We start from the raw sequence: 12,929 nt of genomic DNA, 5'->3' as shown, positions 1-12,929 counted from the left end.
CTTCTCAGCCATCGTCAAAGGCACCTTTGTCGCGCCTCCTCGTCGTCGAATGACCCGACGAGACCGACGCTACGCTTCGACGACATTCTTATGTGAGGCAACGAATCAATTTGGACGACATTTTAGGTGAGGCAACTCGGCCCGTTGCTTACCCGACACGCTTCCGCTACCCTCTGGTGTGACCTTTAAGTCCGGTCCCGTGAGGCCGGCAAGGGCCGTGTCAGCAGCATCGCAGCCGCATGCACCATAGTGCATGTCCGTACTCGCGCAGACCGCCACGCCTCTTGCCCTCTTACGGGGACGAGAGGCTTTTTCATACCGAGAGGGGCGCGAGGCGCATGCAGTACCGCACCAAGGCGACGGTCATGGACGGCGAGGCGATCTCGCGCGCACTGATGCGCATCGCCCACGAGATACTCGAGGCGAACAAGGGGGCCGGGAACCTTGCGCTGGTAGGTATCGTGACCCGCGGCGCCACACTCGCCGAGATGCTGGCGGCGCGCATACACGAGATCGAGGGCGTCACGGTGCCGGTTGGTACGCTCGACATCAGCTTCTACCGTGATGACGTGGCCATTCGGCCCAACCCCGAGGTGCACACGACGAACATCCCCTTCGACGTCGAGGGGCGCGATGTCGTGCTCGTCGACGACGTGCTCTATACCGGGCGCACGATCCGGGCCGCGCTCGACGCGATCATGGACTACGGACGTCCGTGCTCGGTGCAGCTTGCGGTGTTGGTCGACCGAGGCCATCGCGAACTCCCCGTGCGCGCCGACTACGTCGGGAAGAACGTGCCCTCGTCTCGCAAGGAGCGGGTGCGGGTCCTGCTCGAGGGACACGATGGGGTCGACGCCGCTGAGATTCTTGAGGTTGAAGGGGGGGAGTAGATGCCCATGCTCTCGTCTCGTCACATCATCGACATACGGGACCTCACCACCGACGACATCATGTCGATTCTGGACACGGCCGAATCGTTCAAGGAAGTCAACGAGCGGCGCATCAAGAAGCTGCCGACTCTGCGCGGCCGGACGGTCATCAACCTCTTCCTCGAGCCGTCCACGCGGACGCGCACCAGTTTCGAGATCGCCGCGAAGCGTCTTTCGGCCGACGGAGTGAACTTCTCGGCCAGCACGTCGGCCACGGTCAAGGGCGAGTCGCTCGCCGACACCGCTGCCACCTTGTCGGCCATGGCGTGCGACCTCGTGGTCGTGCGCCACAAGTACGCCGGTGCCCCCCGGATTCTTGCCAAGCATATGGACGCCCACATCATCAACGGCGGTGATGGGATGCACGAGCACCCGTCGCAGGCGCTCCTCGATCTGTTCACCATGCGCGAACGGGCCGGACGGCTCGAAGGCCTCACCGTGGGTATCGTCGGAGACATCGCACATTCCCGCGTGGCCGGTTCACTGGTACCGGCGCTGCGCGCTGTCGGGGCGACGCCGATCATCATCGCACCGCCGACACTGATGCCTGCGCGCCCCGATGTCTTAGGGGCTGAGGCGGTGACCTCGCTCGACGAGGTGATCGGAGACCTGGACGTCGCCTACATGCTGCGTATCCAGATGGAGCGTGCCGAGGGGATGCCGTTTCCCAGTGTGCGCGAGTACTCGCGACTGTTCGGCATGAATGAGACGCGCCTGGCGAAGATGAGGAGCTCCGCGTTCATCATGCACCCGGGCCCCATGAACCGGGGCGTCGAGATCAGCGCCGCCGTAGCGGATTCGGATCGCTCGGTCGTTCTTAACCAGGTCAACTCCGGAGTCGCGGTCCGCATGGCTGCGATGTATCTGCTTTTGGGAGGTGAGGGCGGTGGCGGTGCTGCTTAGAGGCGGTCGGGTGGTCGACCCCCAGGTGGGGTTGGACGAAGTCGCCGACGTGATCGTGCGTGATGGCGTGATCGTCGAGATCGGCCCCGACCTCACGATTCCCAAAGGAGTCACGGTCGAGTGTGCCGAGAAGGTGATCGTGCCCGGCCTGGTGGATGTCCACACGCACCTGCGTGAGCCGGGCTTCGAGTACAAGGAAGATGTGCGCAGCGGGACGCGCGCAGCAGCTCATGGCGGGTATACCGCGGTGTGCGCGATGCCCAACACCCGGCCCGTGTGTGACACCGGCAGCACCGTCCGCTTCCTTGCCGAGCGGGCCGAGAGCGCAGGTGCGGTGCGCGTTCACGTCATCGGCGCGTGCACGGCCGGTCAGAAGGGTACGGCACTCGCCGAGATCGGTGACATGGTCGCGGAGGGCGCCGTGGCGTTCTCCGATGACGGGCACGGTGTCGCCGACGCCGGCATGGCCCGGCTCGTCATGGACTACGCGAAGCAGTTCGGAACCACCGTGATCAGCCACTGCGAGGATCTTGCGCTGGTCGGCAAAGGGGTGGTCAACGAGGGGGCGGTCTCGACTCGGCTGGGACTGCCGGGCTGGCCGGCCGCAGGCGAGGAGACGATGGTCGCACGCGATATCGCCTTGGCTGAACTCACCGGCTGCCGGGTACACCTCGCTCACCTTTCGACCGGGCGCTCCATCGAGCTGGTTCGTGAGGCAAAGGCGCGCGGCATAGCAGTGACGTGCGAAGTCACTCCGCACCACCTGTTCCTTGACGAGGATGTGCTGGACACAGGCTACGACACGAATCTCAAGATGAACCCGCCCCTGCGCACGGCCGGGGACCGGGAGGCGCTCATCGTCGCACTGCTCGACGGTACGATCGACGCGATAGCCACCGACCATGCTCCGCATGCCAGCCACGAGAAGGCGCTGGAGTTCGAGATCGCTCCGTTCGGCACCACCGGTCTGGAGACGGCGCTTGCGCTGGTCATCACGCATCTGGTGGCCTCAGAGCGGCTGGAATGGAAGGATCTCGTGCGGTTGATGGCGCAGGGTCCGCGCGCAGCGCTCGGATTGCCTGAACTTCGTCTTGAGGCGGGCATGCCCGCCGACATCACGATCATCGATCCCGAGGCCCGGGTGGAGGTGACTCCGGCGCTCTTCGAGAGTCGCTCGTCAAACTCGGCGTTTCTGGGTAGCTCACTACTGGGGAAGGCGTCTGAGGTGCTGGTCGGTGGGCGTTTCGCCCTACGTAACGGAAAGGTGGTCGACTAGGTGACTGAACGGACACCCGCCGCAATCGCGTTCGAGGATGGCCTCGTGCTCACCGGATGGTCGTGCGGCGCCCCCGGAGAAGCCGTGGGCGAGGCGTGCTTCAACACGTCGATGTCGGGCTACCAGGAAGTCTTCACCGATCCGAGCTACGCGGGGCAGGTCATAACGATGACCTCGCCGCACATCGGCAACTACGGCGTCAACGGCGTGGACATGGAATCACGGGGGTGCTTCGCGACCGGAGTCATCGTGCGCGAGATGTGCCACGAACCCTCAAGCTGGCGTAGCGAGGAGAGCCTCCCTGAGTTCCTGACCCGTCACGGAGTCGTCGCGGTAGAGGGGGTAGATACGCGCAGGATAGTGCGTCACATCCGCGAGCGAGGAGCGATGAACGTCGTGATCTCGACGATCGATCTGGACGCCGCGTCGCTCGTTGCCAAGGCTAAGGCGGCTCCCGGGCTGGTGGGACGCGATCTGGTCGCCGAGGTTGCGGTCACCGAAGCCTACGAGTGGGGCGAGGTCGTCCCCGGCTGCGGTCGACCGGTCGACACCGGCGTCTTGCCCGTGCGCCCTGACTACCGTGTGGTGGCCTTCGACTCCGGCATCAAGTACAACATCGCCCGCAATCTCGCCGAGGCGGGGTGCTCGGTGCGCATCGTCCCTCCGACGACGTCGGCCGCCGAGGTGCTGGCTCTCAATCCTGACGGCGTGTTCCTAGCCAACGGGCCCGGGGATCCATCCGCGGTCGGGTACCTGTACGCGACGCTTGGCGAACTGCTTGGCACGGTGCCCGTGTTCGGGATCTGTCTCGGGCATCAGATGCTGTCTCTGGCTGTGGGCGCATCCACGTACAAACTCAAGTACGGGCATCGCGGCGGCAACCAGCCGGTCATGAATCTGCTTAACGGGCGCGTCGAGATCACGAGCCAGAACCACGGATTCTGCGTCGACTTCGCGAGCGTCGGTGAGCTCGATGTGTCCGCGAGTGGCGGGCTTGCCCATGACGCGGGGGATCTGAGCGCCTGGGTTCAGGCCGATGTCGCACCCGTCGTTCTGAGTGAGAGGTTCGGACGGGTCCAGCTCACCCACGTCAACCTGAATGACATGACCGTCGAGGGCATCCGGCTGCTCGACGTGCCCGCGTTCTCGGTCCAGTACCACCCCGAGGCGGCTCCCGGGCCTCACGACGCACACTACTTGTTCGGCGAGTTCACCCAGCTCATGGATTCGAATGGTGCACGCCAGGTCACGGCGCCCGAGATCGAAGAGGAGAGATAGACGATGGCCATCCGCAAGATGCTCATGCCTGTGTCGTTCGGTTCGCGCGACGACAAGATGCTCGCCTTCGCCTGCGGCCTGTCCGCTCAGGGCATTAAGGAACTCCTGGTGGCGCATGTCGTCGACAGTTCAGGCCAGGAGGCCCCCGTCATAATCGCGGAGGTCGAGCGGGCCCGCACCAAGCTACTCGGCATGGTCGAGGGATACCGAAGCTGCGGCATGTCGGTCGAGGTTCGCGTTGCTATGGGCTCGGTGTATGAGGAGATCTCTGCGCTGGCGCATCAGGCCCATGTGGACGTCGTGTGCTGTGGCACCGAGGGAAAGTCGCTCGTCGACTATCTCTTCTCGGGCTCGGTCTCTGAAGACCTGGCGTTGCGCGGAGACGAGCGCACCATGACCGTCCGGTTCGACCTGCTGGAGTCGCCGGAGCATGCCAAGCAGGTCGCCTGCGACTTCGGCAAGCGGCTTGTCGTGCCGACCGACCTGTCGGCCTCCGCGATGCGGGCCTTCCTTTCTGCGTTCGAGCGTCCTCGTCAGGCGATGGGTCGGATACACCTTGTGCACGCCCTCGGCGACGAGATCGGCGATGCCGAGGCGCAGCTTGCCGGACTTGCGGCTATGGCGACGGCGGAGCACGGGGTCGAGGTGGTCACCGCGCTCGTCGAAGGCGATCCCGCAGAGGCGGTGCTCGCCTACGTCGACGAAGTGGAGGCGACAGGCCTCATCACCGGGCGGCGCGGTCGCGGCACCCTCACAAAGGGGTTCCTCGGAAGTGTGTCGATGCGACTCATGCAAGAAGCACCGTGCCCCGTTGTAATCCAACCGTAGGCGACAAGGAGCGATATGCCGCGCAGGGACGATATCAAGAAGATCCTCGTGATCGGTTCGGGTCCGATCGTCATCGGGCAGGCGTGCGAGTTCGACTACTCGGGCGCCCAGGCCTGTAAGGTCCTCATGGACGACGGTTATGAGGTCGTGCTCATAAACAGTAACCCGGCCACGATCATGACCGACCCGGGACTCGCCTCGCGTACCTACGTCGAGCCCATCACGCCCCAGTTCGTCGAGAAGATACTCGCCGCCGAGCGGCCCGACGCGTTGCTACCCACGCTCGGCGGGCAGACCGGGCTGAACTGTGCGGTGGCGTGCGCTGAGGCGGGCATCCTGGAGTCGTATGGAGTCGAACTCATCGGGGCGAAGCTTGAGGCCATCAAGAAGGGCGAGGACCGCCAGCTCTTCTCAAAGGCGATGGGGGCCATCGGCCTTGAGGTGCCCAAGAGCGACTACGCCGAGACTCTGGAGCAGGCGGCGGCCATCGCCGATACGCTTGGCTTCCCCGTGGTCATTCGGCCTGCTTTCACGATGGGCGGCGCGGGCGGCGGAATCGCCTATAACGCCGAGGAGTTTCGCGAGATCGTCATGCACGGACTCGCGCTGTCGCCGGTGACCCAGATCCTGGTGGAGGAGAGTGTCATCGGCTGGAAAGAGTTCGAGATGGAGGTCATGCGCGACATCAACGACAACGCGGTGATCGTGTGCTCCATCGAGAACTTCGATGCCATGGGGGTGCACACCGGCGACTCTATCACCGTAGCGCCGGCGCAGACGCTCACTGACCGCGAGTACCAGGAGATGCGCGACGCATCCATTGCGATTCTGCGCGAGATCGGCGTCGAGACCGGCGGCTCCAACGTCCAGTTCGCAATCAATCCCGATGACGGGCGCATGGTCGTCATCGAGATGAACCCGCGGGTCTCCCGCTCGAGCGCGCTGGCCTCCAAGGCAACCGGCTTCCCCATCGCGAAGATCGCTGCGAAGCTTGCCGTCGGGTACACGCTCGATGAGATCGACAATGACATCACCCGGGAGACGCCCGCCTGCTTCGAGCCCTCCATCGACTACACCGTGGTCAAGGTGCCGCGGTGGGCGTTTGAGAAGTTTCGAGGAACCGACGAGACGCTCACGACGCGCATGAAGAGCGTCGGCGAGGTCATGGCCATCGGTCGCACGTTCGAAGAGGCCCTTGGCAAGGCGATGCGCTCGCTTGAGAACGGGCGCGGCGGTCTGGGTTCTGATGGCAAGGACGTGTTCGAAGAGCATAAGTTCGACGAGTTCCTCGCTGTACCGAACGAGCACCGGGCGTTCTACGTGGCGGAGGCGCTTCGCCGTGGTCGTTCGGTCGACGAACTCAATGAGATCACCCACATCGACAGGTGGTTTCTGAGGCGGCTTGCCGCGACCATCGACGTAGAGCGGTCCCTGTCGGGTCGCTCGCTGGACGGACTCACCGTCGATGAGCTGCGGCGCGCCAAACAGCACGGTCTTTCGGATGTGCAGATAGCGCACCTGACGGGGTCGACCGAGGCGAGCGTTCGCGCGGTACGCAAGGCGGTAGGATGCCGACCGACATTCAAGTCCGTTGACACGTGTGCCGCTGAGTTCGCGGCGTTCACGCCGTACTACTACAAGACCTACGAGGATGAGGACGAGGTTGCTCCCGCCACGAGGCCCCGGGTGATGATACTGGGGGCCGGGCCGAACCGCATCGGCCAGGGCATCGAGTTTGATTACTGCTGCGTGCACGCCTCCTACGCGCTCCATGACGCCGGCTACGAGACGGTGATGGTGAACTGCAACCCCGAGACCGTCTCGACCGACTACGACACCTCAGACCGGCTCTACTTCGAGCCACTCACGTTTGAGGACGTCATGGACATCGCTGACGTCGAAGAGCCCATCGGTGTCGTCGTGACATTCGGGGGTCAGACCCCGCTCAAGCTCGCCCGGGCGCTCGAGGCGGCAGGCGTCCCCATCATGGGGACCAAGCCCGAGGCGATCGATCTGGCGGAGGACCGCAGTAGATTCGCTCCGATCCTCGATGAGCTCGGTATCGACTACCCGGACGCAGGTACAGCATCGAGCTTCGATGAGGCTCTCGCGGTCGCCCGCCGAATCGGCTTTCCGCTGCTCGTGCGCCCGAGCTACGTGCTGGGCGGTCGTGGCATGGTGATCGCCTACGACGAGCAGTACCTGGAGAAGTACATGGCCGAGGCCACGCGCATCTCGCCGGATCACCCGGTGTTGCTCGATCGGTTCCTGGAAGGCGCGATCGAGGTCGATGTCGACGCGGTGTGCGACGGAGAGTCGGTCTACGTCGGCGGCATCATGGAGCATATCGAGGAGGCAGGAATCCACTCAGGCGACTCGGCGTGCTGCATCCCGCCTTACTCACTGGGTGGCGAGGTCATCGAGCGCATCCGCGACCATGCGCGCGCACTCGCGCTGCGCCTCGGGGTGGTTGGCCTCATGAACGTGCAGTTTGCGGTCAAGGACGACCAGGTATACGTGCTCGAGGTCAATCCACGGGCGAGCAGAACGGTGCCGTTTGTGAGCAAGGCGACGGGTGTTCCGCTCGCCAAGGTCGCGGCGCGCGTCATGGCGGGCGAGAGGCTTGCTGCTATGAATCTGCCGGCCGACGACCGCGAGCTCACGAGGTTCTGCGTCAAGGAGGCGGTCATGCCGTTCGGACGCTTCCCCGGCGCCGATAGCGTGCTTGGTCCCGAGATGAAGTCGACCGGTGAGGTCATGGGCGTCGCGGCGGACTTCCCGGCCGCGTACGCCAAGAGCCAACTCGCCATCGACTACTCGCTTCCGACCGGTGGGACGGCGTTCGTCTCAGTCAGCGACCGGGACAAGCGTCAGGTGGTGGGCGTTGCGAAGCACCTGCAACTGCTCGGCTTCTCGATCATGTCGACGAAGGGCACGGCCCGCACCTTGCGCGCGGCCGGAATCCCCGTCACGGAGGTCATGAAGAAGCACGAAGGGCGCCCCAACGTGCTCGACGAGATCGCCAACGGCAAGGTTCAGCTCGTGATCAACACACCGTTCGGCCAAGAGACTCGCAGCGACGGTTACCATATCCGCTCTGCCGCGATTCACCACGGCATCACCAACATCACCACGATCCCTGCGGCCCAGGCGGTCGTACAGGCGATCGAGGCGGTCAAGGAAGGGCGTCTGGGTGTGTGCGCGCTGCAGGACTTCGAGCAGCATGAGTGCGGCGACAGGATCTCGGCGTGACCACTGCGATCCATCCCACCCTCGAGGCCGTCACCGTCGTTGCGAACGAGCGCGTCACCACAGGCGTCGGGCTGCTGATACTCGAGGCGCCCGTGACCGCCAGGCGTACTGCGCCGGGTCAGTTCGTCCATCTGCGCATCGGCCGCGACACCTCTGAGTTGCTGCGGCGCCCGTTCTCGGTCCACCGGGCATCCGGCACGCGCATCGAGATCCTCTACCAGGTGCTCGGCGCGGGAACCGCACGCCTGGCACTCGTGGAACCGGGAGATAGGTCCCTTGACGTCGTCGGTCCCCTTGGGCGTGGGTGGGATATTCCGGTCGACGCTACGCACGCTTTGCTCGTGACCGGCGGTCTCGGTGCGGCGCCCATGGGGATGCTCGCTGAAGCGCTCGCTGGCCGAGGCGTCGCGGCGGTGGTCGCGATGGGTGCACCTACCGCAACGCGCTTGGTGGCGCGGTCGCTCTTCGAAGACGTTACGCGTCGCGTCGAGGTCGCCACCGATGATGGTAGCTCAGGTACTCGTGGTTTCGTGACAGCGGTGTCGGATCGACTCTTGCGCGAAGAGCGATTCGATGTGGTCTACGTGTGCGGTCCTGAGGCCATGCAGCGTATTGTCGCCGACCAGGCGCGTGCCGCTAGCGTGGCGTGTCAGGTGTCGCTTGAGCGTTTGATGGCCTGCGGGATCGGCGCCTGTCTGTCGTGTGTGGTCACGACGGTCACGGGGCAGAAGAGGGCATGCGTGGACGGTCCGGTGTTCGATGCAGAGGAGGTGGTCTGGAATGCGTCGGAGATTCCGCCGAAGCACTAGGCCGCCGGTGTCGCAGACCGCTGCTCCCCGGGGATGCACCCCGGTCGACCCACGGGCGTCGGCTCGCCGACACGGGGGAGGTCGACCATGAGTATAGACCTCGACTTGACGGTGAGACTTGGTGACCTCGAACTGAAGAACCCCGTGGTCACGGCGTCGGGGACCTTCGCGTCCGGCCGGGAGTTCGCTGATTTCGTCGACTTGACCCGTCTGGGCGCATTGGTGACAAAAGGTGTATCCGCGCAGCCGTGGCAGGGCAACGCCAGTCCGCGCATCGCCGAGACGCCGTCGGGCATGCTCAACTCCATCGGCCTTCAGAACCCCGGAGTCGATGCGTTCTGCGAGCGTGACCTCGTCTGGCTGGCCCAACATGCTGCGGGGCTTCCCGTCATCGTCAACGTGAGTGGCCATTCGGTGGAGGACTACGTCGCGGTCGTAGAGCGGCTGGAGAGAGAGTCGGTCGTCAGCGCCTACGAGGTGAACATATCGTGCCCGAACGTGGACGAGGGCGGTTTGGCGTTCGGGACGTCGTGTGTCGCCGCGGATCAGGTCGTCGGCGCCTGTCGCGCGGCCACCCGGCGGCCGCTCATCGTGAAGCTCAGTCCCAACGTCACCGATATCACGGAGATCGCCCGTGCTGTCGAGGCGGCCGGGGCCGACGCGGTGTCCCTCATCAACACCTTGCTCGGGATGTCCATCGATGTGGACACGAAGCGACCCCACCTTGCCCGCGGGTTCGGGGGGTTGTCGGGACCTGCGATTCGGCCCGTCGCCGTGCGGATGGTGTGGCAAGTGGCGCGCGCGGTAACCGTGCCGGTACTCGGTATGGGGGGCATCATGACCGGTCGCGATGCGATCGAGTTCCTGCTGGCCGGGGCCAGCGCGACTGCAGTTGGTACGGCGAACTTCGTCGACCCGACCGCGACGATGCGAGTCATCGATGGAATCGAAGAGTACTGCCGCGAGCAGGGAATCAGTCGCGTCCGCGACCTGATAGGCGCTGTGGAGGCGTGATGCGGGGAGACGAAGAAATGGACGCGACGACCGACGCTTCAGACAGGCTCATCATCGCACTCGATTGCGACGGTCACCAGGCCATGGCACTCGCACGCACACTCGTCGACGAGGTCCGATGGCTCAAGGTCGGCATGACGCTCTTCTACGAGCAGGGCCCCGAGATCGTCGAGCGGCTCCGCGCTCTCGGTTTCGAGATATTCCTGGACCTGAAGCTCCACGACATCCCGCATCAGGTCGAAGGAGCCGCACGACAGGTCGCCGCGCTCGGTGCGCGCATGTTGACGGTTCACGCTGCCGGGGGTCGGGCGATGATCGAGGCTGCGGTGCGCGGTGCCGAGGCGGGTGCTCGGGACGCGGGAGTGTCCGCCCCGGCGGTCATCGCCGTCACAGTTCTCACGAGCATGTCCGATGCGGAGCTGCCCGATATCGGCGTAGGCACTGGTGCGGTCGAACAGGTCGAGAGGCTTGCGAACCTGGCGAAGGGTGCCGGTGTCGCCGGCGTCGTGTGCTCGCCCAAGGAGGCGGCCATCGTCAGAACGGTCGTGGGCGAATCCGCGCTCGTCGTCACACCGGGCGTACGCCCTCTCTGGGCGGACGCAGGCGATCAGTCGCGCATCGCCACGCCGACCTCAGCGCTCAATGCCGGTGCGAGCCATCTGGTGATCGGCCGGCCCGTGACAGATGCCGCGTCGCCCGCGTACGCCGCCGCACAGATCCTGCAAGAGATGGAAGGGGTGTTCGAAGGTGCCTGACACCACGATGACTCAGGCTGAGATCGTCGATGCGCTCAAGGCCGCTGACGCGGTGTTGGACGGTCACTTCGTGCTCACGAGCGGCCGTCACAGCGACACCTACGTCCAGTGCGCCCGAATCCTGGAGGACCCTGCACTGACCACGCGCCTCGCGCAGGCGGCGGTCGCGGGCCTGCCGGAGGATCTCGATATCGACCTTGTCGCAGCCCCGGCGGTTGGAGGGCTTGTCATCGGCTTTGCGGTGGCGCAGGCCCTCGGGGTCAAGTTCATCTTCACCGAGCGCGAGAACGGACGCATGGTCTTTCGTCGCGCGTTCAAGGTCCCTGAGGGCGCCCGTGTTCTTGTCGTTGAAGACGTGGTCACAACGGGTGGCAGCGTCGCCGAGGTCATCGCCTTGGTAGAGGCGGCTGGTGCCCGGGTGGTCGGTGTGGTCTCGCTCATCGACCGGGGTGGAGACAAAGCGTTCTCAAGCCCTGCGTGGCCTCTACTTCGTCTTGAGGTGGAGTCCTGGGACCCCGCGTCGTGTGCGCTGTGCGCTTCCGGAGTCGAGGTGTACTCGCCAGGCAGTCGGCGTCTCGCGACGTAGACTCTTCACATCATCGCAGGTCAGGCGTAGCATGAACGGAGTTTCGCGATTGTTCGCGCTCCCGTGAGGGGGAGGCGAGACACTCGAGATGCCCCGCCTGGTACGACGAGGAGGAACCATGGCACTGCCCAACCTGTCGCCGGAAGACCGCGCCAAGGCGCTCGCAAAGGCCGCTGAGGCGCGCCAGAAGCGAGCGGTGGTCCGCGCGAAGATCAAGTCCGGCGAGATGACGTTCGTCGACGTCATGAAGAAGTCGGACGACCCGGTCATCGCGCGTATGAAGGTGACGACGCTGCTGGAGTCGCTTCCCGGATACGGCAAGGCCAAGGCAGCCAAGCTGATGGCTGACCTCGAAATCTCGCCGAGCCGTCGCGTGCAGGGACTCGGAGCCCGCCAGCGCGAGCAGCTCATGGAGCGCTTGGGCTGAGGTGCGATGCGCTCCTGAGTCCGACCGCGCTGCGGTGCGGCGCGGAAATCTCTTCATCGTCTCTGGCCCTTCGGGGGCGGGCAAAGGCACGCTCGTCAAGGAGTTGCTGACGCGTGTACCTGACTTGTGGGTGTCGGTCTCGGCGACCACGCGCGCACCCCGCCCGGGAGAGACAGACGGCGTTGCGTACCGGTTCGTCTCAGGCGAACACTTCGATGAGCTGATCCGAACCGATGGCTTGCTTGAGTGGGCGGAAGTGCACGGGAACCGCTACGGGACGCCTCGCGCGGAGGTCGAGACCCGAATCGCAGCAGGCAAGCAGGTCATTTTGGAGATCGATCCCCAAGGAGCGTTTCAGATTCGCGACCGGCTCCCTGACACCGTGCTGATCTTCATCCTTGCTCCCTCCGTCAGTGAACTTGAGCGTCGATTGAAGGGTCGGGGTTCCGAGACCGATGAGCAGGTCGCGGTGCGCATGAAGACCGCGGAGCGCGAACTGGCGCTTGTGGGTAGGTACGACCATGTGGTAATAAACGACGACGTTTCGCGCGCAACCGACGAGATCGCGCGTATCATCGATACGTACGCGTCCATCGAGGAGTCTGAGCACCTATGTCCGTGATCAAGCCCGAGATCGACGATCTGCTGTCCAAGGTCGATTCGAAGTACACCCTGTGCATCATGGCGTCTCGCCGTGCACGCCAGGTCAACGACCTGAACCACCTGCTGCAGGATCAGGCGCTGCTGGCCATGTCGCCGGCCGAGGTCGCTGAGATGCGCAGCGGCAACGCCAAGCCGCTCACCCTGGCACTCGAGGAGGTCGCTCGCGGCACGGTGAGCTTCGAGCGCCCCAAAGACAGCTACAAGTAACG

General features: G+C 64.8%; 13 protein-coding genes. All 13 read left to right on the top strand.

Annotation, left to right across the window (positions count from 1 at the left end):
- Nucleotides 1-338 precede the first annotated feature (338 nt).
- Nucleotides 339-890, top strand: a complete 552-nt coding sequence (gene pyrR, locus U1E26_02720) for a bifunctional pyr operon transcriptional regulator/uracil phosphoribosyltransferase PyrR (protein ID MDZ4168557.1) — start codon at nucleotides 339-341, stop codon at nucleotides 888-890.
- Nucleotides 891-896: 6 nt separating this feature from the next.
- Nucleotides 897-1,832: an aspartate carbamoyltransferase catalytic subunit gene (locus U1E26_02715; protein ID MDZ4168556.1), complete on the top strand. Its 936-nt coding sequence runs from the start codon at nucleotides 897-899 to the stop codon at nucleotides 1,830-1,832.
- A complete protein-coding gene (locus U1E26_02710) occupies nucleotides 1,816-3,108 on the top strand; it encodes a dihydroorotase (GenBank protein MDZ4168555.1) in 1,293 nt (430 codons plus the stop codon). The genes U1E26_02715 and U1E26_02710 overlap by 17 nt, the downstream gene beginning before the upstream one ends.
- Nucleotides 3,109-4,386: a glutamine-hydrolyzing carbamoyl-phosphate synthase small subunit gene (carA, locus tag U1E26_02705; protein ID MDZ4168554.1), complete on the top strand. Its 1,278-nt coding sequence runs from the start codon at nucleotides 3,109-3,111 to the stop codon at nucleotides 4,384-4,386.
- A gap of 3 nt (nucleotides 4,387-4,389) precedes the next feature.
- A complete protein-coding gene (locus U1E26_02700; protein MDZ4168553.1) occupies nucleotides 4,390-5,214 on the top strand; it encodes a universal stress protein in 825 nt (274 codons plus the stop codon).
- 15 nt (nucleotides 5,215-5,229) lie between these two features.
- Nucleotides 5,230-8,466 (top strand): carbamoyl-phosphate synthase large subunit, encoded by a 3,237-nt coding sequence (carB, locus tag U1E26_02695; protein MDZ4168552.1) that lies wholly within the window; start codon nucleotides 5,230-5,232, stop codon nucleotides 8,464-8,466.
- Nucleotides 8,463-9,275, top strand: a complete 813-nt coding sequence (locus U1E26_02690) for a dihydroorotate dehydrogenase electron transfer subunit (protein MDZ4168551.1) — start codon at nucleotides 8,463-8,465, stop codon at nucleotides 9,273-9,275. The genes carB and U1E26_02690 overlap by 4 nt, the downstream gene beginning before the upstream one ends.
- 87 nt (nucleotides 9,276-9,362) lie before the next feature.
- Nucleotides 9,363-10,289 (top strand): dihydroorotate dehydrogenase, encoded by a 927-nt coding sequence (locus U1E26_02685; GenBank protein ID MDZ4168550.1) that lies wholly within the window; start codon nucleotides 9,363-9,365, stop codon nucleotides 10,287-10,289.
- A gap of 17 nt (nucleotides 10,290-10,306) precedes the next feature.
- Complete coding sequence (pyrF, locus tag U1E26_02680) at nucleotides 10,307-11,044, top strand: orotidine-5'-phosphate decarboxylase (GenBank protein MDZ4168549.1); 738 nt, start codon at nucleotides 10,307-10,309, stop codon at nucleotides 11,042-11,044.
- Complete coding sequence (gene pyrE / locus U1E26_02675; GenBank protein MDZ4168548.1) at nucleotides 11,037-11,630, top strand: orotate phosphoribosyltransferase; 594 nt, start codon at nucleotides 11,037-11,039, stop codon at nucleotides 11,628-11,630. Before pyrF ends, pyrE begins: the two co-directional genes overlap by 8 nt.
- A 118-nt stretch (nucleotides 11,631-11,748) precedes the next feature.
- Complete coding sequence (gene mihF, locus U1E26_02670) at nucleotides 11,749-12,057, top strand: integration host factor, actinobacterial type (protein MDZ4168547.1); 309 nt, start codon at nucleotides 11,749-11,751, stop codon at nucleotides 12,055-12,057.
- A gap of 34 nt (nucleotides 12,058-12,091) precedes the next feature.
- Nucleotides 12,092-12,679, top strand: coding sequence for a guanylate kinase (gene gmk, locus U1E26_02665; GenBank protein MDZ4168546.1), 588 nt, complete (start codon nucleotides 12,092-12,094; stop codon nucleotides 12,677-12,679).
- Nucleotides 12,670-12,927, top strand: coding sequence for a DNA-directed RNA polymerase subunit omega (gene rpoZ, locus U1E26_02660; GenBank protein MDZ4168545.1), 258 nt, complete (start codon nucleotides 12,670-12,672; stop codon nucleotides 12,925-12,927). Before gmk ends, rpoZ begins: the two co-directional genes overlap by 10 nt.
- The last annotated feature ends 2 nt before the right edge of the window (nucleotides 12,928-12,929 follow it).

It is taken from the genome of Coriobacteriia bacterium (assembly GCA_034370385.1).
In the GTDB taxonomy this organism is placed as follows: Bacteria; Actinomycetota; Coriobacteriia; order Anaerosomatales; family PHET01; genus JAXMKZ01.
Note: the sequence above shows the minus strand (reverse complement) of the source record. Positions and strands in the feature narration are given on the sequence as shown.